Here is a 20,310-nt window from a genome sequence, read left to right on the forward strand (position 1 = left end):
AGATCCTTCTGGTACGGAGAGTTCCCATGTCATCCAATTTCGTAACTCAGAGTAACGGGGTGGGGTGACGTGCGCGAATCGGCCTTCCTGCCGCATCATGGAGGGTATGGCGGAGTCGATCTACGTCGGTGGGCTGTTGGTGGCGACGCCACTGCTCGACGACCCGAACTTCCGGCGTAGTGTCGTCCTCATCCTGGAGCACGACGAAGACGGCGGCACGCTCGGTGTGGTGATCAACAGGCCCAGCGACATCAGCGTCACGTCGGTACTCCCCACCTGGGATCCTCTGGTGACCGGCCCCTCGGTCCTCTTCGAGGGAGGGCCCGTCCAGACCGACAGCGCCCTGGCCCTCGCCGTCGTCATGAGCGGCGCCGAACCCCTCGGCTGGCGCCGCCTCCACACCGGCCGCCGGGGCGTCTCCCGCCTCGGCACCGTCGACCTCGACGCGCCCCCCGAGATCCTGGCCGGCGAGATCTCCCAGATGCGGATCTTCGCCGGCTACGCCGGCTGGACTCAGGGACAACTGGCGGGCGAGGTCGCCCAGGGCGCCTGGTACATCATCGACTCTGAACCGGGCGACACCTTCCACCCGGACCCGTCGTCGTTGTGGCGCACCGTCCTCAGAAGACAACCGGGCGAACTGGCCTTCGTCGCCAGCTACCCCGACGACCCGTCACAGAACTGACCACCGAAGCGATCCGTCGCGGAGCTGGCCACCGAAGCGACCCGTCGCGGAACTGGACGAAGCGTGGTGCCCGAACCGACGGCCCGCCCGCCCTGGGTGCACGCATCATCGTTCACCTGACCGACGTTTTCCGGGGCCCGCGCCGCGACGTGTGAAAAGCGTCAGCGGTCCCGGCCCGCCATCATGAGTTCGTTGACCAGTGCGAAAGGTGTCTTCCGGGCGTCTGGTCATGCCGTCGATGTCGTTCAGCTCTTCGAGCGTGCAGTTCTCCAGGCCGACTCGATCGTGCTGGTGAACGTCGCGGTGACGGGTGAAGGCGTCAGTGGTCCCAGCCGGCCACCATGAGTTCGTTGACCAGTGCGAAAGGTGTCTTCCGGGCGTCTGGTCATGCCGTCGATGTCGTTCAGCTCTTCGAGCGTGCAGTTCTCCTGGCCGACTCGATCGTGCTGGTGGACGTCGCGGTGGCGGGTGGAAGGCGTCAGCGGTCCCAGCCGGCCACCATCAGTTCGTCGACCAGTGCGAAGGTGTCCTCCAGGCGTCTGGTCAAGCCGTCGATGTCGCTCAGTTCCTCCAGCGTGCAGTTCTCCAGGCCGACCCTGATCGTGCTGGTGAACGTCGCCGTCACGAACTGGCTGCGCAGGTCGTCGGCGCCGCGGCGGCGGGCGACCTCTTCTAAGATGCGCTGCTCGTTGGCGAGCATCAGCCGCATCTGGCCCGCGAAGATGGTCGGGGTCGCCTCGACGACCTGCCGGGCCTTGAGGAAACGTCGCTTGTCCTCCGGCTCGCCGTCGCGCAGCACCGCCACCGCCCCCCGCATGGCCTGGGCGAGCGCGGTAAAGGGGGACTCGGTTCCGGGACGGTCGTGGAGCTCCGATAGAAATACGTCCTGCGCGTCGGTGGCGGGGGCCAGCGCCACCTCTTCCTTCGAGCCGAAGTAGCGGAAGAACGTGCGGGGCGACACGTCGACCGCCGCGGCGATCTGGTCGATCGTCGTCGATTCGTAGCCCTGCTCCAGGAACAGGTCGAGGGCCGCGTCGATGAGCGCGACGCGTGTCTTGAGCTTCTTGCGCTCACGCAGACCCATCCCTGTCACCTCCTCGAAACATTCAGTTCACCAGCTGCCAGTTGTCAGGATATGTCGGATAAAACACTTTGTCATCTGTCATGGACTGACATAATCTACGTCGCGTTGACTTTCTATCCGGGGGAGAACCCGTTATGTCACAGACCACCGCCCTGCCGAAGGAGGCGCAAGGCGAAGCCGGTCCAACTCGGCCGTGGCTGACCCTGCTGGCCGTCTCGCTCGGCGTGATCATGGTGATGCTCGACGGCACCGTCGTCGCCATCGCCAACCCGGTCATCGGGGCTGAGCTCCAGGCCTCGCTCGCCGACCTCCAGTGGGTCACCAGCGGATATCTGCTGGCCCTGGCGGTCTTCCTCATCACCGCCGGCAAGCTCGGTGACATCTTCGGGCACAAGCGGGTGTTCCTGATCGGCGTCGTCGGCTTCGCGCTGACCTCGCTGGCGATCGGCCTCACCTCCTCGATCGGCCCCCTGATCGCCTTCCGCGTGCTCCAGGGCCTCTTCGGCGCGCTGCTCCAGCCCGCCGCGCTGGCGCTGCTGCGCATGGCCTTCCCCGGTGACCGGCTGAACATGGCGATGGGCGCGTGGGGCGGCATCATCGGCCTGTCGTCGGCGGCCGGCCCGATCGTGGGCGGTCTGCTGGTCGAGCACGTCAGCTGGCAGTCGGTGTTCTTCATCAACGTGCCCGTCGGCGTCATCGCCCTCGCGGTCGGCTGGTGGGCGCTGAGCGAGAGCAAGGCCAAGTTCCTCTCGAAGGTCGACTGGCTGGGCGTCGTACTGCTGTCGATCATGATGTTCTCGCTGGTCTGGGCGATCATCAAGGCCCCCGAGTGGGGTTGGGGCGACACCGGTACGCTGATCTCCCTCGCCGTCGCCGTCGTGTTCCTCGCCGGGTTCCTCTGGTGGCAGACCCGGGTCTCCCAGCCGCTGCTGCCGCTGGGCCTGTTCCGCAACGCGTCGTTCTCCGTCGGTACGACGCTGATGATCCTCACCGCGTTCTCGATGTTCGGCGCGATGTTCTTCCTGACCTTCTTCTTCCAGGGCGTGCACGGCCTGTCGCCGCTGGAGTCGGGGCTGCGCATGTTGCCGATGAGCGCCGGCATGATCGTCGCCTCGCCGCTGGCCGGGTTCCTGATCGGCAAGCTCGGGCCGCGCGTCATGATCTCGGGCGGCATGCTCATCACCGCCGTCGCGATGTTCCTGATGTCGCGCCTGTCGATCGACGCGACGTTCGTCGACAGCGCCATCCCGTTCGTGCTGCTGGCCTTCGGCCTGTCGCCCGTCTTCGTCGGCGCGACCGAGATCATCGTCGGCAACGCCCCCGAGGAGCTGTCGGGTGTCGCGGGCGGCCTCCAGCAGTCGGCCATGCAGGTCGGCGGCGCGCTGGGCACCGCGATCCTCGGCGCCATCGTCGCGGCGAAGGTCTCGTCCGTGTACGAGGGCTACCTCGGCCCCGCCGCCCAGGCGTTCCCCCCGGAGCAGCTCGCGGGCCTCAAGGACGCCGCCTCCTATGGCGCCGCCCCCCAGGGCCTGCCCGAGCAGATCGCCGGCGCGGTCACCAACGCCTCCCACCTGTCGTTCATGGACGGCCTCCACCTCGGCTTCGAGGTCAGCGCCGGCGTGGCGGTCTTCGCGGCGATCATCGCCCTGCTCGTGAGGGCCGGCCGCAAGACCGAGGGCGCCGCGGTGCACATCGGCTGAGAAACTCCCAAACGGTGGCTCCCATCCCTTTTTGGGGCGGGAGCCATCTGAGTTTGTAGACTCGGTTCCCGTGAGCAGTACGAAGATTCTTCCCGACCAGAAGACCGAGGTCGTCCCGCGCACGTCCCACGGCGGCGACGGCGACCACGAGCGGTTCAGCCACTACGCCGACCGGAACAAGGTCACCGAGAGCTACATCACGGGTGCGCCGGTTCGGGCGATCTGCGGCAAGGTGTGGGTGCCCAGCCGCGATCCGAAGAAGTATCCCGTCTGCCCCGAATGCAAGGAGATCTACGAGGGTCTCCCCAAGGGCGAGTCGGGCGACGACAAGTGACGGGTGTCACTACAGCTTGATCGACTCCGATGCGGCTAGCGTTCGAACCCTGGTCCGGACCGGTCGCATCGGGGGAATCGAATGGCCCGGCGTCTTCTCGCCGTCTCTTTGGCATGCCTTTTTTCACTGACGGCCCCGCCCGCCGAAGGCGCCGATCACTCGCACTCACCCGGTCATGACCACGACTGCCCGGCGCCCGGCCGCGCGTCCGGCCGCGCCGAGCCCCGGCCGCTGACGGCGACCGAGTTCGCCCAGATGAACGCGGCCCTGCGCAACCACCCCGGGCCGATCCCGGCGACGGTGACCGTGCCGCTGTGGATCCACGTGCTCACCGACGGCCAGACCGGCGCGCCCGACGCGGCGGTCCGCGAGCAGGTCAACGTGCTCAACCGGGCCTACTCGGGCGGCTACGGCGGCGCCGACACCGGCGTGCGGTTCGCGCTGCGCGGCATCACCCGCACCGACAACCGCGACTGGTTCCGCAACCCGCTCGGCCTGGAAGACCCCATGAAGGCGACCCTGCGCCGGGGCGGCTCGGAGACCCTCAACCTGTACGTCTCCCAGCTCAGCGAACTGGTGCTCGGCTACGCGACCTATCCCAACTGGTACGTCGGCAGCCCCAGCCAGGACGGCGTGGTGATCGACTGGCGCACCCTGCCCGGTGGGGCGCTGCGCAACTTCAACTTCGGCTTCACCGGCGTGCACGAGATCGGCCACTGGCTCGGCCTCGTGCACACCTTCGAGAACGGCTGCACCGAACCGGGCGACTCCGTCGACGACACCCCGTTCCAGGCGACGCCCACCGAGGGTTGCCCCGACCGGCGCGACTCGTGCACGGCGGCCGGGGAGGACCCGATCCACAACTTCATGGACTACGCCCACGACCGCTGCATGAACCAGTTCACCGCCGGACAGGGGCTGCGCATGCGGCAGGCGTGGGTGACCTACCGCGGCGGCCTCGCGGGGCTCCAGTCGCGGTCGAGCATGGTGTCCGGGCTGCTCGGCACCCAGGCGGGCCAGGTGCCGATCGCGCCCCCTCGGCCCTACACGTCCTCGGTGTTCCTGCCTCGTGGGTGGGGCTGAGCCGTCGCGACCGGGTGGCGCCGGATGCGGCGCCCGCCGGGGGCGGCGGGCGGTGCCGGGGTGGGCGGAGCCGTAACGGAAGGAAGGCTCCTCCCTCATAGCGAATGCGTGATCTTTGTTGACGGCTGGGGCTCCGGCGTGACTGACTTGGCGGCATGGACGAGCGGAGGGTCTGGCCGCCCACCGACCACGCCGACGATCTGCCTCCTTCGGCCCGCTGGTACGGCACGCCCGCCCCGCCGCCGCGCCGCGTGCCGCGCTGGTTGCGCCGTCTCCTGCTGATCGCGCTGGTGTCGCTCGGCGCGGGGGCGCTCATCGGGGGCGTGGTGTTCTTCGTGCTGAGCCGCCCCGAGGCGCCGGTCGAGACGGTGCTGGTCACCGACGAACTGGCCGGGCTCACCTACCCGATCCCGCCGGGGTGGCACGAGGGCGCGCTCGCGCCGGTCACCGGGTTCACCTCCGTCGCCGTCAACGACGACCGCGCCACCGTGATGGCCCGGCCGGGGGAGAAGCTCGACGCGGCCGATCCCCGGCCCGCGCTGCTGAAACTGGCCGAGACCTACTCGCGGCTGCTGCTCCAGGGCGACACCGTCGACGTCATCGAGGACGAGAAGGTCGAGATCGGCGGACGCACCGGACACACCCGGGCGATGCGGGCCGAATACCGCGACGTGGTGAACCAGCCGGCCTTCCTGCGGGTCACCGTGCTCACCGCCGAAGAGGGGCGCAGCGTGGTCCTGCTGGGTCTCGCGCACCCCGACGACCCGGTCTCGCGGCGCGAGATAGACACGATCATGGCGGGCGCGCGATAGCACTTACCAGGCACGATGGCGAGGATCTCGCGGCCTCGGCACGTCTTGTCGGTGGGTCCGGCTAGTCTGTGGCCACGTGAGGGGAACCGATAGATACGGCAATGTCCGAGTGACCGGCGGGAGGCGCGCGTGAGCACGTCGGCCGCGTCCCACCTGTCGCCGTCATATCCCGACCGCGCCGCATGGGGCACCGCCCCGAAGCTGCGCGCGTGGCAGCAGGAGGCGTTCGACCTCTACTTCACCCGCGAACCGCGCGACTTCCTGACGGTCGCGACGCCGGGCGCCGGTAAGACCACCTACGCGCTGCGCATCGCGAGCGAACTGCTGAGCCGGGGCGTCATCAAGGCCGTGACGATCGTCACGCCGACCGAACACCTCAAGCGCCAGTGGGCCGACGCCGCGGGCCGGGTCGGCATCGGCATCGACCCCGAGTTCAAGAACAGCCAGGGCGCCACCTCGCGCGACTACACGGGCGTCGCGGTCACCTACGCCCAGGTCGCGATGCACCCCGCGCTCCACCGTGCCCGCACCGAGGGCCGCAAGACGCTCGTCATCTTCGACGAGATCCACCACGCGGGCGACGCGAAGTCGTGGGGCGACGGCGTCCGCGAGGCGTTCGAACCGGCCACCCGCCGCCTCCAGCTGACCGGCACCCCGTTCCGCTCCGACGACAACCCGATCCCGTTCGTCGGCTACACCGAAGACGCCGAGGGCGCGCTGCGCAGCGTCTCCGACTACAGCTACGGCTACGGTCCGGCGCTGGCCGACGGCGTCGTGCGGCCGGTCATCTTCCTCGCCTACAGCGGCGAGATGAAGTGGCGCACCCGCGCCGGCGACGAGATCACCGCCACGCTCGGCACCCCGCTGACCAAAGACCAGCTCGGCCAGGCCTGGCGGGCCGCCCTCGACCCGAAGGGCGACTGGATCCGCCAGGTCATCCAGGCCGCCGACCGCCGCCTCACCGAGGTCCGGCGGGGCATGCCCGACGCGGGCGGCCTCATCATCGCCACCGACCACGAGGCGGCCCGCGCCTACGCCAAGCACCTGCGCGCGGTGACGGGCGAGGGCGCGACGGTCGTGTTGTCCGACGACCCCGGCGCGTCCTCGAAGATCAAGGAGTTCGGCGCGTCGCAGCAGCGCTGGCTCGTCGCGGTCCGCATGGTGTCCGAAGGCGTCGACATCCCGCGCCTGGCCGTCGGCATCTACGCCACCAGCATCTCCACGCCGCTGTTCTTCGCCCAGGCCATCGGCCGTTTCGTGCGTATGCGCAAACGCGGCGAGACGGCGTCGGTGTTCGTCCCGTCGGTGCCGTTGCTGCTCAGCTTCGCGGCCGAGATGGAGGCCGAGCGCGACCACGTCCTCAACCGCAAACGCGACGAAGACGGCCTCGACGACCTGCTCCTGGAACAGGCCCAGCGCGAGCAGAAGCAGCCCGACGTGCTCGGCGACGAACTGCCCTTCCAGACGCTGGAGGCGTCGGCGACCTTCGACCGCGTCCTCTACGACGGCGGCGAGTTCGGCACGGCCGCCGCCGCGGGTTCGCCAGAAGAAGAAGACTTCCTCGGCCTTCCCGGTCTCCTGGAGCCCGAACAGGTGGCGTCGCTGCTGCGCAAACGCCAGGCCGACCAGCAGGCGGCGGCGAGGAAGAAGCCGAAGGCCGCGCCGCCCGAGCTGGCCCCCCACGAGCAGATCGCCGAACTGCGCAAGGAGCTCAACGGGCTGGTCGGGGCGTGGAACCACCGCACCGGGCAGCCCCACGGGGTCATCCATGCGGAACTGCGACGGTCGTGCGGCGGGCCGGCCATCGCGCAGGCCACCGCCGACCAGATCCGCGAGCGCATCGCGACGATCCGCAAGTGGGCGGCCGCGCGTAAATGACGATCGAGATCGGAGTGGCGCGGCCCTCCGACGGTGACGCGCTGGGGGAGATCCATGCTGCGGCGTGGATTGCCTACGAGCCGTTCTTCGAGCCGGCCTTCTACGAGAAGGCGGTGGCGCACCGGCGGGAGAAGTGGCACGCGGTGCTGGCCGAAGGGGCCGAGACGGTTCTCCTCGCACGTCTTGACGAGCGGCCCCTGGCTTTCGCCTGCTACGGGGCTTCCGCCGATCGGGCTTCGGCGGCCGAGGTCTACGACTTCTTCGGGCATCCTGACGGGTGGGGGTCGGGGATCGCGGCGGCGTTGATGGCGGCGACGTCGTCACGGATGGAGCGGGACGGGTTCGGGTCGGTTCATCTGTGGACGTTCCGGGATACGGCGCGGTCGCGGCGGTTCTATACGAAGACCGGGTTTGTCGAGTCGGGGGAGACGCGGCGCTACGACTTCGCCGAGGGCGGGCTCATCGACCAGGTCGAGTATGTGCGGAAGGTGCCCTAGCGGGTCGGCATCGGCAGGCGGATGTCTTTGCAGTAGGCGATGGTGGCGTCGTCTGGTTTCACCGCGTGACGTTGCTCCGCCTGCCGGACCTGGTGGATGACGGCGTCGGGGCCGCTCGTGGCCAGGATGGCGAGTGTCTCTGGCCAGTCGGTGAGAGCGAAGTGGTCCACGATTCGGCTGGCTCCGTTGCTGAGCAGGGCGGCGGCGCACAGGTCCGAGATCGGGTGGCGGCCGGTGACCGCCTCGTCGGCCGCTCGCGGGTCGTCTTTGGCCACCCAGAAGCCGCCGGGTTGATTTCGGTGGGCGCGCAGGTCACCGAGGAGGCGGCGGTATTCGTCGCTTTCCGGTGTGGTGGCTGCCAGCCTGGGTTCGTAGGTGCGGCTGATGGCCACTTCGCGGGGGTCGGTGGCGACGATCGGCGGGCCGCCGCGTTTGTCGAGGGCGATGATCGCGTCACCCAGGACCAAGTGGTCGAGGTCGCCGCCTGACACGCGCAGGATGGCCACCGCCGCTGACGGGCTGATGGGGTTGGCCACGTCGCAGGTGTGCCGGTGGAGGTCCGTCACCCGGGTGATCGCCTCGGCCAGGAGTGCGGGAAGGGTCGGTGTCGCGGCACCCAGCTCGAGTAGGGCGAGAAGGGTGCCGCCCAGTGTGTGGGCATACCAGGCCACGCCGTGGTGGCAGGTCGGTTCGGCGCCGGGGATGCCGGCGCCGTCGACCAGGACCGCTGCCGTTGCGGTGGCTCCGGTGAAGTCCTCGTTCGTCCGGCCGGGGTGCGCTGCGGCGCTCGCCATCGTCACCTGCACGCTCCGGCCGCCTGCTGCTACCCGTGGGTGATCGTCGGGATGCGTTTGCCGCTGCGGCCGTCGACCGCGACCCAGTGGTGGCGGGCCAGTTTGCGGGCGACGTCGACGAAGGCCGTCGAGCCGTCGATGTTGACCGGGACGACCGATGCGCGGTGGTTGCCGACCAGGGCGCCCTCGTGGACCCACACCCGCAGCCGGTTGCCCTTCTCGCCGAGGACGACCGCCGCCGTGTCGCACTCGCCGATGACGGCGGGCCAGAGGATGGTGACGTGGGTGCGGGAGAGGCGTACCTCGTCGGGGTGCGGAAGCCGGACCGGGCAGGGCGTGTTCGTCGGCGACGGGACCGGGCGGGGAGGCATGACCGCCGCCACGGGCGGGGGCGCGGGATGGTGGCCGGTGGTGGCCAGGAAGATCGTCGCGCCTTCGAGGGCGAAGATCGTCGCGACGGCGCCCAGGCGGTTGCGAAGCGGCTGGCCGATTCCGAAGAGCAGCCAGACGCAGACGGGCGCCAGCAACAACCACGACACACCAAGAGCAAGAGCAAACATGATCAGCCGCCGACCTAGAGGATATGACGCTAGGTAAGCGTATCCCTACGTTGGGCAATGGCAACTCGAAGCGCGGAACAGCGCGTGTGGCTCGTTTGAAGGGGTGGATCGGAGTGCTGATATGCCGAAATTTCGGGCGGCCCGGCCGCCCGGCCCGGAGTTGGCCACAGTGGCCGTTCGCTAGGCGGGTAACTGGTGCCGGGTAGTGAGCCGGGCCGGTCGCGAGTGGCTGAGGTCTCCGCCACATCGGCGTCAGTCTGAGGCCGGGCCGGTCGTCGACGTCCGAAGGTGTCAGGCAAAGGGCGGTTGTGAGCCGCCGGGGCGGTGTCAGTCTTCCGCGTCGTCCGCCACGATCGGGCGGCCCGCGAGTTCCACTCCCGCCGCCGCCATCTCCGTCATCGCGACTTCCGTCGTGATCGGCATCACGCCCGCCGTCAGGTCGAGCAGCACCCGTACGTCGAACCCCTGCGCCCGGGCGTCGATCGCCGTCGCCCGCACGCAGTGGTCGGTCGCGATCCCCACCACGTCCACCTTGGAGACCCCTCGCGAGCGCAGCCAGGAAGCAAGACCGACCCCGTCGGAGGAGTGCCCCTCGAACCCGCTGTAGGCCCCCGCGTGGGCGCCCTTGCTGAAGATCTCCTCGATCGGCTCGGTGTCGAGGTTCTCGTGGAACTCCGCCCCCGACGTCCCCACCACGCAGTGGGCCGGCCAGGTCGTCATGAAGTCGGGGTCGAGGGCGAAGTGGGTTCCGGGGTCGACGTGGTAGTCGCGGGTGGCCACCACGTGGTCGTAGTCGCCCCGTGCCACGTGGACGCTGATGGCCGCGGCCACGCCCGCGCCGCCGGTCACGGGCAGGCTGCCGCCCTCGCAGAAGTCGTTCTGCACGTCGACGATCACAAGCGCGGTGGTCATGCGTCCCAATCTAGAAGATCGCGGGAGACCGGCGTCGTCCTCATGCGCCGCTCTCCCGCGATCAGGAGAAAATAGTAGGCACAGCCGGGTCGCCGGGCGAGAGGCTATGAGCGATTTGCGGCAATTCGCGCATCGACTGCTGATGGCGGGAGCGGGCGTCGTCCAGGGGCTCCCGGCCGACGATCTCGCCGTCGCGCACCAACTGCGCGAGCAAAGGGCGGCCCAGGGAGTCGTCGGGGCGGTTGGTGACGATCTCCTCGACCGCGATCCCGTCGGACAGGGAACGGTAGGCCCACTTGCGGCCGCCCCGGCTCGGCTTGCCGACCGAGGTCTTGGCGACCGGCTTCATGGTGCCGGTCGAGTCCTCCCTGTCGACGAGTTTGTAGACCAGGTTGGCCGTCGGGGCGCCCGAGCCCGTCACCAGTTTCGTGCCGACGCCGTAGCCGTCGACGGGGGCCGCGGCCAGGGCCGCGATGGCGTGTTCGTCGAGGTCGCCGGTCACCACGATCCGGGTGCGGTCGGCGCCGAGGGAGTCGAGCTGGCGCCTGACCTCGATGGCGACCACGCCCAGGTCGCCCGAGTCGATGCGGACCGCGCCCAGGTCGCCGCCGGCCAGCTTCACGGCGGTGCGCACGGCCTCCTCGACGGAGTAGGTGTCGACCAGCAGCGTCGTCGAGAGGCCGAGGGCGTCGATCTGGGCGCGGAAGGCCGCCTCCTCCGAGTCGTGGAGCAGGGTGAAGGCGTGCGCGCTGGTGCCGGCCGTGGGGAGGCCGTACTCCCGGCCGGCCTGGAGGTTCGAGGTGGTCGCGAAGCCGCACAGGTAGGCGGCGCGGGCGGCGGCGACGGCCGCCCTCTCGTGGGTGCGGCGGGAGCCCATCTCGATCAGCGGGCGGCCCTTGGCCGCGTACGTCATGCGGGAGGCGGCCGAGGCGATCGCGCAGTCGTGGTTCAGGATCGACAGGACGATCGTCTCCAGGACCACCGCCTCGGCGAAGGCGCCCTCGACGACCATGATCGGAGAGCCCGGGTAGTACGTCTCACCTTCGCGGTAGCCGTACACATCCCCCGAGAAACGGAAGTCGGCGAGGAAGGACAGGGTCGGCGGGTCGACGACCTGCTCCAGGAACTCCAGCTCCGGCTCACCGAAGCGGAATGTCTCTATTGCGGAGAGCACCCGGTCTGTACCTGCGACGACGCCGTAGCGGCGGCCTGCGGGGAGGCGGCGGGCGAAGACCTCGAACACCGCCCGGCGATGGGCGGTGCCGCCGGCCAGCGCCGCCCGCAACATGGTCAACTCATACATGTCTGTTAGCAAGGCCGAGCTCATGGACGTTTGCACGAGTCGAGAGTACGACCGCGGTGAGGCAGGATTGGGGATGTGGGTAGCACCGCTCCGATCGAGGTTGAGCGTCCGATAGCTGACGTTCGCCCAGATTTGCCGTGGGTGACCATCGTCTGGAATGACCCGGTCAACCTCATGTCCTATGTGACCTATGTCTTCCAGAGCGTCTTCGGCTACGCCCGGGAGAAGGCCGAGAAGCTCATGCTCGACGTCCACCACAAGGGCCGGGCCGTCGTGTCGAGCGGCACGCGGGAGGAGATGGAGCGCGACGTCCAGACCCTCCACTCCTACGGCCTCTGGGCCACCCTGCAGAAGGACGGCTGATGGGCCACGGCTTCAAGGCGACGCGCGAGGGCGTGTCCGTCCACCTCGACACGGCCGAGGCCAGTGTGCTCCGGTCGCTGGTCGCCTCGATGGTGCTCGACGTGGTCGAGCCGGGGGAGACCGGCGACGACCCGCTGGAGCGGGCGCTGCGCATCGGGCCGGCCACCGAGCCGACCGATCCGGTGCTGGCCCGCCTGTTCCCGTCGGCCTACGCCGACGACGACGCCGCCTCCGCCGAGTTCCGCCGCTACACCGAGGGCGACCTGCGCGACGCCAAGCGGGCCGACGCGCTCACGCTGATCGAGACCGCCGCCGGCGGCAAGGTGACCCTGACCCCCGAGCAGGCCCAGGCCTGGTTGCGCGCCCTCAACGACCTGCGGCTGGTGCTGGGTGTACGTCTGGAGGTCACCGAGGAGATCCACGAGGAGATCGCCGAGATGGGCGACGACGACCCGCGTTACCCGGCCTTCGTCACCTACGACTGGCTGACCTACCTGCAGGACACCCTCGTTCAGGCCCTTTGGTAGGTTCGCGGGCATGCTGACGATCTCGCGCGAACTGGTCGACCAGATCATCGCCCACGCGACGGCCGACCACCCCGACGAGGCCTGCGGCGTCATCGCCGGGCGGGCCGGGGTGCCCGAGCGGTTCGTCCCGATGGAGAACGCCGAGCGCTCGCCCACGTTCTACCGGTTCGACTCGATGGAGCAGTTCCGCGTCTGGCGTGACATGGACGACAACGACGAAGAGCCCGTCGTGATCTACCACTCCCACACGGCCACCGAGGCCTACCCCTCGCGCACCGACGTCTCCTACGCCTCCGAGCCCCACGCCCACTACGTCCTCTACTCCACCGCGCTCGAACAGTTCCGGTCGTTCCGGATCGTCGACGGCGTGATCGAGGAGGAGGACGTAAAGATCCTGGAACCGGGCGTTTAAAATGGATGACATGTCCCTGGGCGTGCAACCGTACCTCTTCGCGCACTCTCCTTCCGTCGTGGTCTACGACTGTCATTGACGTTCACATTTCCCCGTACACCACAGACCTGAAGACAAGAAGAGAGAACGAGACATGGCCATCGAGGTCCGCATCCCGACCATCCTGCGCACCTACACCGACGGCGCCAAGGCCGTCGACGCCTCCGGCGCCACGATCGAAGAGCTGATCGGCGATCTTGAGGCCCGGCACCCGGGGATCAAGGCCCGGCTGGTCGAGAACGACAAGCTCCGCCGGTTCGTGAACGTCTACCTCAACGACGAGGACGTCCGGTTCCTCGGCGGGCTCGGCACCCCCGTCTCCGACGGCGACACGGTCACCGTGCTGCCCGCCGTCGCCGGTGGCTGATCACCGATGCGTTTCGACTCGCTGATCGAGTCGGTCGGCCGCACCCCGCTCGTCGGGCTGCCCCGCCTCTCGCCGTCGGCCGACGTGCGGATCTGGGCCAAGCTCGAAGACCGCAACCCGACCGGCTCGATCAAAGACCGGCCCGCCCTGTGGATGATCGAACAGGCCGAGAAGGACGGGGTGCTCAGCCCCGGCTGCACGATCCTCGAACCGACGTCCGGCAACACCGGCATCTCGCTGGCGATGTCGGCCCGGCTCAAGGGTTACAAGCTGATCTGCGTCATGCCCGAGAACACCTCCGAGGAGCGCCGCCAGCTGCTCCGCATGTACGGCGCCGAGATCATCTCGTCGCCCGCGGCGGGTGGCTCCAACGAGGCGGTCCGGGTGGCCAAGGGCCTGGCGGCCGAACACCCCGACTGGATCATGCTCTACCAGTACGGCAACCCGGCCAACTGGCGCTCCCACTACGAGTCGACCGGTCCCGAGATCCTCGACGACCTGCCGACCGTCACCCACTTCGTCGCGGGCCTGGGCACGACCGGCACCCTCATGGGCGTCGGGCGTTACCTGCGGGAGCACAAGCCCGACGTGAGGATCGTGGCCGCCGAGCCCCGCTACGGCGAGCTCGTCTACGGCCTGCGCAACGTCGACGAGGGCTTCATCCCGGAGATCTACGACGAGTCGGTGCTGACCACCCGCTACTCGGTGACCTCGGCCGACGCGCTGAAGCGCACCCGTGAGCTGCTGGCCACCGAGGGCATCTTCGCCGGCATCTCCACCGGCTGCGCCCTCCACGCGGCCGTCGGCATGGCCCGCAAGACCGTGCAGGAGGGTGAGCGGGCCGACATCGTGTTCGTGGTCGCCGACGGCGGCTGGAAGTACCTGTCGACCGGCGCCTACGAGGGCACCCTCGACGAGGCGGAAGACCGCCTCGAAGGGCAACTCTGGGCGTAAGGCCGGAAAACGGAGAAGGACCCCGCCTCCCTGAGAGTTGAGGCGGGGTCCTTCCCGTATGTCAATTGAACAGCACGCGCAGAGAGAAGTTCGCGTCGCTCCCCGAAGTTCCGCCGCTCATGCCCACCGCGCGGAGCACCTGGAGGTTGGCCTTGTCCTCGTCCGACATGCCCTGCAGGTAGAGGTTCTCGATCTTGTCGAGGTCGACGAACAGTCCGAACCCGGCCGAGTCGGCGTTCGGGACCGCCGTCTGGAAGGTCTCGCTGTCGGCCAGCGTGCCGCCCGCGGCGAGCTTGTTCGCGTAGTCCTGGTTGGTCGCCACGACCAGCTTGCCGTCACCGGGGGCCTTGGCCAGCTGGAGCGGCGTGCCGGCCACGGCGAGCGCCTGCTCGACCTTGGTCAGCACCTCGCCGGCCTTGGCCGGGTCGGTGGCCAGCACCGCGCCGGCGTTCGGCATGTTGCCGTCGAGGCCCTGCGAGTCGATCGCGACGGTGATGCTGTCGCCGAGCAGGGTGGCCAGGTCGTCGGGCAGGTTCAGGCCGAACTGCTGCTGGGCCTGGGTGACGAACTGGCTGAACTGGGCGCCGCCGCCGGTGCTCTCGACCGACTTGAGGATCTGGTCCCAGCCGCCCTTGACGCCCGCGCCGAGGCCCGAGATGGCCAGCGCCCCGGCGGTGGTGTCGGGCAGCTCGCCCAGCTTCACCGGGCTGGTCTGCACGGTGACCGGGCTCTGCACGCCGCGGGTGATGGCGGCGAGTTCCGCGTACGAGCCGTCGAACCGCAGCGCCCCCGCGAAGCGGCCGTTCTTCAGCTGGTCGGTCAGGGCCGGGTCGGCGACCGCGGCGCCGCCCATCGCGGCGAGCTGGCCCAGGTCGCCCCAGAAGGAGAGCACGCCGGGCTCGCCGAGGGCCTCCATGTCGGCGGAGAAGCTGGCCGACTCGGCCAGGGTGGGGCCGGTGGCGTACTTGTCGGCCTCCTCCTGGGTGGGGGAGACGATGGCGTAGTCGCCCCGGATGGCCACGCCGGTCTTGGTGTCGGAGCCGGCGTCGAGCTTGGCGATGCCGGCGCGGGCGGCGTCGGCGTCCTTCACCTGGATCGCGACGGCGAAGCCGGGCTGGTCGGCGTCCTTGCCGGGCATGACCGCGAAGCCGATGCGGTCGCCGAGCCAGGGCTCGATGTCGGTCGCGTAGTTGATGTCCTTGAAGTTCTCGTTGTCCGACGAGATCGCCTTGAAGAAGGCCTCACGCGGGTCGTCGCCCGAGAAGGCGTCCTGGGTGACGGTGAACTTGCGGGCGATGTTGAACAGGGCCAGCTTCTGGTTGGCGGCCGGGTCGAGGTCGATCCGGGCGTAGGCGAGGGCGCCGGCCGGGAGCGCCTCGGCGGGCTGCGCGCCGCCGCCGCTCAGGGCGGAGAAGGCCCAGACGCCGCCGCCTCCGACGAGGCCGACGACCACGGCGACGATCACCGCGATGATGGCGCCCTTGGGGCCGCGCTTCTGGACCGGCGCGTGCACCACGGGGGGCAGGTCGTAACCCAGTTCCTCGGGCTGGCGCCACTGGCCGGGCTGCGGGGGCTGCTGGGGGGCGTACATCTGCTGGGTGCCGCCGAAGTCGATCCGGGTCGGCTCTACGTGCGGCTGCGGCTGCTGCTGCGGCGTGCGGTAGTTGATGGTCCGGTCCGGGTCTCCGCCGCTGATGTCGTAGGGGAAACCGGGGGGGTTCTCGGCAGGCATGGGGTCAACTCGCAAAGTGGGGTGATCTCCGACGAGTCTGAAAGTATGCCGTGCCGGTAGCGAATCGCTTGCAGCCTTCTTGACTATTGGCGCTTAAGGACATCTTTCGGCTCTTTGAGGTGCACTTCCCCGGTATCGCTGGTTTCGACCAGATCCCACGGGACGACCAGACTGCGGGCGTACAGGAGCCGGGTGAGTTGCTGCAGCGTGCCGTTGACGTGGCCGTTGGCGTCGCGGTGCACGCCGAGCAGGAACTGGGCCCGGGTGGCCGAAACGACCAGCCCGGCGGTCTCGGGTTCGGCGCCCTTCTTGAACGGGTTGCGGCTGCCGGTGACCATGCGCACGTCGACCACGTGGCCGACCCACACCCCGCGCACGTCCCAAACGCACTGACCGATCAGTTCCCGTCCCGTCATGGCCGGTGAATGCCCGGATCTCCCTGTACGGACGGCTATGGACCAGTCAAGATACAGTGTTCCAGAACAACATTCGGGAGGGTGCGTTGAGCGGTTTCGGGGAGGCGACCCGGGCGGTCCGGGTCGGCGAGGGTGTCTACGACGTGCGCCTCGACGACGGCTACTCGATCGGGGGCCCGCTGAACGGCGGATACCTGATGGCCGTGCTGCTGCGGGCGGCGGTCGACGACTCGCCGCACGAGCACCCGGTCTCGACCAGCGCCCAGTTCCTGCGGGCCGGCCGGGCCGGGCCGGCGCGGGTCACGGTCGAGCAGGTGAAGACCGGCAAGACGACCACGATCAGCCGGGCCTCGCTGGTGGGCGCCGACGGCCCGGTCCTGGAGACGTTGGTCACCACCGCGACCCTCGACCCGCTGGCCGAGCCCGTCTACACGGGCGAGCCGGCCCACACGATGCCGCCGCCCGAGGCGTGCCTGCCGCTGCCCGAGCCGAAGCCCGAGTCGAACATGAACCTGAACGGGCGGATGGAGCTGCTGTTCGACCCGCCCACGGTGGGCTGGTTCACCGGTGAGCCGACCGGCCGCCCCGAGTCGCGCGCCTACTTCCGGCTGCGGCACGGCCAGGAGCCCGACCCGTTCGTGCTGGCCCTGGCGGTCGACGCGCTGCCCCCGGTGGTGTTCAGCGCGGGCCTGCGCGGCTGGGCCCCGACCGTCGAGCTCACCTGGCACCTGCGCGCCCTGCCGGCCCCGGGCTGGCTGACCGTGGTCGCCGCCGGGCGGCTGGTCGCCGACGGCTGGTTCGACGAGGACGTCGAGGTGTGGGACTCCGCCGGCCGCCTCGTCGCGCAGTCGCGGCAGCTCGCGAGGGTCGGACGCGGCTGAAGAGTGTGCTCGGTGTCACGGGGACGGGCGGCATGATCGGCCATAAGCTGACTCCGTGGTGGAGAGTTATGGTCAGGGGTCCATCGGGATCTTCGACAGTGGATTCGGGGGGCTGACCGTAGCCCGCGCGATCATCGACCAGTTGCCCAACGAACCGGTCTTCTACGTCGCCGACACGGCCCGCCAGCCCTACGGCCCCAAGCGCATCGCCGAGGTCCGGTCCTACGCCCTCGAACTGCTCGACCATCTGGTGTCCCACGACGTCAAGATGCTCGTGATCGCGTGCAACACGGCCAGCGCGGCGGTGCTGCGCGACGCCCGCGAGCGCTACCGGGTGCCGGTCGTCGAGGTCATCCAGCCGGCCACCCGGCGGGCGGCGTCGGCGACCCGCAACGGGAAGGTCGGGGTCATCGGCACCCAGGCCACCATCGCGTCGATGGCCTACCAGGACGCCTTCGCCGCCGCGCCGCACGTCGAACTCGTCGGGGTCGCCGCACCGCGGCTGGTCGAGTTCGTCGAACGCGGCGAGACCGAGAGCGAGGCCGTCATCGAGGCGGTGCGCGAATACCTGACGCCCATCCTCGACGCCGGCTGCGACACCCTGATCCTCGGCTGCACCCACTATCCCCTGCTGCTCGGCGCGATCTCCTACGTCGCCGGCGACGGCGTCACGCTCGTCTCGAGCGCCGAGGAGACCGCCAAGGACGTCTTCCGGGTGCTGCGCGACCGGGGCCTGGTGCGGGCCTCGGGCGTGCCCGCCCACCGGTTCGGCACGACCGGCGACACGCTGCTGTTCGAGACCCTCGGGCGGCGGTTCCTCGGGCCGGAGATCCAAGCGGTCGAACTGGCCGCGCCCGTGTTCGGAGGCACAGCGTGAAACTGACCGTCGTCGGCTGCTCCGGCAGCTTCCCCGGCCCCGACAGCCCGTCGTCCTGCTATCTGTACGAGGCCGAGGGCTTCCGGATGCTCGTCGACTTCGGCAACGGGTCGCTGGGGGCCCTGCAGCGGCACGTCAGCCCGTTCGAGATCGACGCGATCTGCCTGTCCCACCTGCACGCCGACCACTGCCTCGACATGTGCAGCTACCACGTCGTCCGCAGCTACGGCCCCGGCGCCCCCCACCCCAAGATCCCCGTGTACGCCCCCTCGACGGCCCCCGCCCGGCTGAACGCCGCCTACGGGATGCCGCAGGAGCCCACGATGGAGACCGCCTTCGACTTCACGGCCCTGTCGCCGGGCGCCTTCGAGATCGGCCCCTTCCAGATCACCGCCGCCCGGGTCAACCACCCCGTCGAGACCTACGGCTTCCGCGTCGCCCACGGCGGCCGCTCGGTCACCTACTCGGCCGACACCGGCGAGTGCGACGCCCTGGTCGGCCTGGCCGGCGACACCGACCTGCTGCTCTGCGAGGCCTCGTTCCTCGACGAGCCCGGCAACCCGCCCGACCTCCACCTGACCGGCCGCCAGGCGGCCGAGCACGCCGCCAAGGCCGGGGCCGGGAAGCTGGTCCTCACCCACCTGGTGCCCTGGCACGACGCCGCCCGCGTCCGCGCCGACGCCGACCGGGGCGGCTATTCGGGCGAGATCGAGTTGGCCCGATCAGGTGCGGTCTATGACCTAGGGTGAGGCCCATGGCTCGCACTGATGGACGTTCGCCCGACCAGCTCCGGCCGGTGACGATCACGCGGAACTGGCTGGCCCACGCCGAGGGGTCGGTCCTGGTCGAATTCGGCGGCACGAAGGTGCTGTGCGCCGCCTCCGTCGAGAGCGGGGTGCCGCGCTGGCGCAAGGGCAGCGGCCTCGGCTGGGTCACCGCCGAGTACGCCATGCTCCCGCGCGCCACCAACACCCGGGGCGACCGCGAGTCGGTGCGCGGCAAGATCGGCGGCCGGACCCACGAGATCTCCCGGCTCATCGGCCGGTCCCTGCGGGCCTGCGTCGACTACAAGGCGCTCGGCGAGAACTCGATCGTGCTCGACTGCGACGTGCTCCAGGCCGACGGCGGCACCCGCACCGCCGCGATCACCGGCGCCTACGTGGCGCTGGCCGACGCGATCGCCTGGATGCGCAAGAAGCGCATGTGCCCCGGCGACCCGCTGGTCGACTCGGTGGCCGCCGTCTCGGTCGGCATCGTCGGCACCACCCCGCTGCTCGACCTCTGCTACGTCGAGGACGTCAAGGCCGAGACCGACATGAATGTCGTGATGACCGGCAAGGGCGCGTTCGTCGAGGTGCAGGGCACCGCCGAAGGGGCGCCGTTCGACCGGGGCACCCTCAACGACCTGCTCGACCTGGCCGCGCTCGGCTGCGCCGAGCTGACCGAACTCCAGAAGGCCGCGCTCGCATGACCAAGCTGCTGCTCGCCACCCGCAACCAGGGCAAGATCGTCGAGCTGCGGCGCATCCTCGAAGAGGCCGCGCTGCCGATCGAGCTGGTCGGCCTCGAGACCTTCCCCGAGATCGGCGACGTCGCCGAGACCGGCCTCACCTTCGCCGAGAACGCCCTGCTCAAGGCTCACACCGTGGCCCGGCAGAGCGGCCTGCCCTGCGTCGCCGACGACTCGGGCCTCTGCGTCGACGCCCTCAACGGCATGCCCGGCATCTTCTCTGCCCGCTGGTCGGGCGGCCACGGCGACGACCGGGCCAACCTCGACCTGCTGCTGGCCCAGATCAACGACGTGCCCGACGACCGCCGCCAGGCCCACTTCGCCTGCGTGGCCGCCCTCGCCCTGCCCTCGGGCGAGGAGCGTGTGGTCGAGGGGGTCATGCACGGCCACGTGATCCGGGCGCCCCGGGGCACGATGGGGTTCGGCTACGACCCGATCTTCGTCCCCGACGGCGAGACCCGCACGACCGCCGAGATGCCCCCCGCCGAGAAGGACGCGATCTCCCATCGCGGCATCTCGATGCGGGCGATGGTGCCGGTCCTGGCCGAGGTGTTCTCGGTTTCGTAAGAACTTGGGGCTCCCTTACGAGCA

The 20,310-nt window shown here is 69.8% G+C and carries 24 protein-coding genes; 17 read left to right on the forward strand and 7 right to left on the reverse strand.

What is annotated here, in order from left to right:
* Nucleotides 1-106: 106 nt before the first annotated feature.
* A complete protein-coding gene (locus AW271_RS11925) occupies nucleotides 107-685 on the forward strand; it encodes a YqgE/AlgH family protein (protein ID WP_062335905.1) in 579 nt (192 codons plus the stop codon).
* A 478-nt stretch (nucleotides 686-1,163) separates the two neighbouring features.
* On the opposite strand, the gene AW271_RS40650 is transcribed toward AW271_RS11925, so the two are convergent.
* Nucleotides 1,164-1,769: a TetR/AcrR family transcriptional regulator gene (locus AW271_RS40650; RefSeq protein WP_062335907.1), complete on the reverse strand. Its 606-nt coding sequence runs from the start codon at nucleotides 1,767-1,769 to the stop codon at nucleotides 1,164-1,166.
* Nucleotides 1,770-1,903: 134 nt separating this feature from the next.
* Here AW271_RS40650 and AW271_RS11935 point away from each other — a divergent pair, with 134 nt between their 5' ends.
* The 6 genes from AW271_RS11935 to AW271_RS11960 all read left to right on the forward strand — a co-directional run bounded on the left by AW271_RS11935 (nucleotide 1,904) and on the right by AW271_RS11960 (nucleotide 8,073).
* Nucleotides 1,904-3,469: a DHA2 family efflux MFS transporter permease subunit gene (locus tag AW271_RS11935; protein WP_062335909.1), complete on the forward strand. Its 1,566-nt coding sequence runs from the start codon at nucleotides 1,904-1,906 to the stop codon at nucleotides 3,467-3,469.
* A 70-nt stretch (nucleotides 3,470-3,539) separates the two neighbouring features.
* Nucleotides 3,540-3,803, forward strand: a complete 264-nt coding sequence (locus AW271_RS11940) for a DUF3039 domain-containing protein (protein ID WP_030455569.1) — start codon at nucleotides 3,540-3,542, stop codon at nucleotides 3,801-3,803.
* Between the two features lie 81 nt (nucleotides 3,804-3,884).
* Nucleotides 3,885-4,886: a zinc metalloprotease gene (locus AW271_RS11945; RefSeq protein ID WP_083976484.1), complete on the forward strand. Its 1,002-nt coding sequence runs from the start codon at nucleotides 3,885-3,887 to the stop codon at nucleotides 4,884-4,886.
* 155 nt (nucleotides 4,887-5,041) lie between these two features.
* Nucleotides 5,042-5,698 (forward strand): hypothetical protein, encoded by a 657-nt coding sequence (locus tag AW271_RS11950; protein ID WP_062335914.1) that lies wholly within the window; start codon nucleotides 5,042-5,044, stop codon nucleotides 5,696-5,698.
* Nucleotides 5,699-5,827: 129 nt separating this feature from the next.
* Nucleotides 5,828-7,576 carry a DEAD/DEAH box helicase gene (locus tag AW271_RS11955; protein WP_083976486.1) on the forward strand — a complete coding sequence of 583 codons (1,749 nt, stop codon included), beginning with the start codon at nucleotides 5,828-5,830 and terminating at the stop codon, nucleotides 7,574-7,576.
* Nucleotides 7,573-8,073, forward strand: coding sequence for a GNAT family N-acetyltransferase (locus AW271_RS11960; RefSeq protein ID WP_062335915.1), 501 nt, complete (start codon nucleotides 7,573-7,575; stop codon nucleotides 8,071-8,073). The genes AW271_RS11955 and AW271_RS11960 overlap by 4 nt, the downstream gene beginning before the upstream one ends.
* Here AW271_RS11960 and AW271_RS11965 read toward each other — a convergent pair.
* From AW271_RS11965 to AW271_RS11980, 4 genes are all read right to left on the reverse strand, one after another.
* A complete protein-coding gene (locus tag AW271_RS11965) occupies nucleotides 8,070-8,879 on the reverse strand; it encodes an integrase (protein WP_218008033.1) in 810 nt (269 codons plus the stop codon). The genes AW271_RS11960 and AW271_RS11965 overlap by 4 nt on opposite strands.
* Before the next feature lie 17 nt (nucleotides 8,880-8,896).
* Nucleotides 8,897-9,427, reverse strand: a complete 531-nt coding sequence (locus AW271_RS11970) for a hypothetical protein (protein WP_157554033.1) — start codon at nucleotides 9,425-9,427, stop codon at nucleotides 8,897-8,899.
* A gap of 327 nt (nucleotides 9,428-9,754) precedes the next feature.
* The gene (locus AW271_RS11975; RefSeq protein ID WP_062335919.1) at nucleotides 9,755-10,339 is read right to left on the reverse strand and encodes a nicotinamidase; all 585 of its coding nucleotides are present in this window, start codon (nucleotides 10,337-10,339) and stop codon (nucleotides 9,755-9,757) included.
* Between the two features lie 61 nt (nucleotides 10,340-10,400).
* Complete coding sequence (locus AW271_RS11980; protein WP_439648977.1) at nucleotides 10,401-11,678, reverse strand: nicotinate phosphoribosyltransferase; 1,278 nt, start codon at nucleotides 11,676-11,678, stop codon at nucleotides 10,401-10,403.
* A 39-nt stretch (nucleotides 11,679-11,717) separates the two neighbouring features.
* Here AW271_RS11980 and clpS point away from each other — a divergent pair, with 39 nt between their 5' ends.
* The 5 genes from clpS to AW271_RS12005 all read left to right on the forward strand — a co-directional run bounded on the left by clpS (nucleotide 11,718) and on the right by AW271_RS12005 (nucleotide 14,304).
* The gene (gene clpS, locus AW271_RS11985; protein ID WP_062335922.1) at nucleotides 11,718-12,005 is read left to right on the forward strand and encodes an ATP-dependent Clp protease adapter ClpS; all 288 of its coding nucleotides are present in this window, start codon (nucleotides 11,718-11,720) and stop codon (nucleotides 12,003-12,005) included.
* Nucleotides 12,005-12,532, forward strand: a complete 528-nt coding sequence (locus AW271_RS11990; RefSeq protein ID WP_062335924.1) for a DUF2017 domain-containing protein — start codon at nucleotides 12,005-12,007, stop codon at nucleotides 12,530-12,532. The genes clpS and AW271_RS11990 overlap by 1 nt, the downstream gene beginning before the upstream one ends.
* A gap of 10 nt (nucleotides 12,533-12,542) precedes the next feature.
* A complete protein-coding gene (locus tag AW271_RS11995) occupies nucleotides 12,543-12,944 on the forward strand; it encodes a M67 family metallopeptidase (protein ID WP_062335926.1) in 402 nt (133 codons plus the stop codon).
* Nucleotides 12,945-13,077: 133 nt separating this feature from the next.
* Nucleotides 13,078-13,350 (forward strand): MoaD/ThiS family protein, encoded by a 273-nt coding sequence (locus AW271_RS12000; protein ID WP_030455581.1) that lies wholly within the window; start codon nucleotides 13,078-13,080, stop codon nucleotides 13,348-13,350.
* A gap of 6 nt (nucleotides 13,351-13,356) precedes the next feature.
* Nucleotides 13,357-14,304, forward strand: coding sequence for a PLP-dependent cysteine synthase family protein (locus tag AW271_RS12005; RefSeq protein ID WP_062335928.1), 948 nt, complete (start codon nucleotides 13,357-13,359; stop codon nucleotides 14,302-14,304).
* Nucleotides 14,305-14,365: 61 nt separating this feature from the next.
* Here AW271_RS12005 and AW271_RS12010 read toward each other — a convergent pair whose 3' ends face one another.
* Together AW271_RS12010 and AW271_RS12015 are read right to left on the reverse strand one after the other, a co-directional pair.
* A complete protein-coding gene (locus AW271_RS12010; protein WP_062335930.1) occupies nucleotides 14,366-16,036 on the reverse strand; it encodes a DUF3352 domain-containing protein in 1,671 nt (556 codons plus the stop codon).
* 83 nt (nucleotides 16,037-16,119) lie between these two features.
* Nucleotides 16,120-16,452: a hypothetical protein gene (locus AW271_RS12015; RefSeq protein ID WP_157554034.1), complete on the reverse strand. Its 333-nt coding sequence runs from the start codon at nucleotides 16,450-16,452 to the stop codon at nucleotides 16,120-16,122.
* 86 nt (nucleotides 16,453-16,538) lie between these two features.
* Here AW271_RS12015 and AW271_RS12020 point away from each other — a divergent pair, with 86 nt between their 5' ends.
* From AW271_RS12020 to rdgB, 5 genes are read left to right on the forward strand one after another with little or no spacing between them, the layout of a single operon-like run.
* Nucleotides 16,539-17,333: a thioesterase family protein gene (locus tag AW271_RS12020; RefSeq protein ID WP_062335934.1), complete on the forward strand. Its 795-nt coding sequence runs from the start codon at nucleotides 16,539-16,541 to the stop codon at nucleotides 17,331-17,333.
* 55 nt (nucleotides 17,334-17,388) lie between these two features.
* Complete coding sequence (gene murI / locus AW271_RS12025) at nucleotides 17,389-18,210, forward strand: glutamate racemase (RefSeq protein WP_232320494.1); 822 nt, start codon at nucleotides 17,389-17,391, stop codon at nucleotides 18,208-18,210.
* Complete coding sequence (locus AW271_RS12030) at nucleotides 18,207-18,959, forward strand: MBL fold metallo-hydrolase (RefSeq protein WP_062335938.1); 753 nt, start codon at nucleotides 18,207-18,209, stop codon at nucleotides 18,957-18,959. The genes murI and AW271_RS12030 overlap by 4 nt, the downstream gene beginning before the upstream one ends.
* A gap of 5 nt (nucleotides 18,960-18,964) precedes the next feature.
* Complete coding sequence (gene rph, locus AW271_RS12035) at nucleotides 18,965-19,681, forward strand: ribonuclease PH (RefSeq protein WP_062335940.1); 717 nt, start codon at nucleotides 18,965-18,967, stop codon at nucleotides 19,679-19,681.
* Nucleotides 19,678-20,286, forward strand: a complete 609-nt coding sequence (gene rdgB / locus AW271_RS12040; RefSeq protein WP_062335942.1) for an RdgB/HAM1 family non-canonical purine NTP pyrophosphatase — start codon at nucleotides 19,678-19,680, stop codon at nucleotides 20,284-20,286. Before rph ends, rdgB begins: the two co-directional genes overlap by 4 nt.
* Nucleotides 20,287-20,310 lie beyond the last annotated feature (24 nt).

It is taken from the genome of Herbidospora sakaeratensis, assembly GCF_001570525.1.
GTDB classification, from domain to species: domain Bacteria; phylum Actinomycetota; class Actinomycetes; order Streptosporangiales; family Streptosporangiaceae; genus Herbidospora; species Herbidospora sakaeratensis.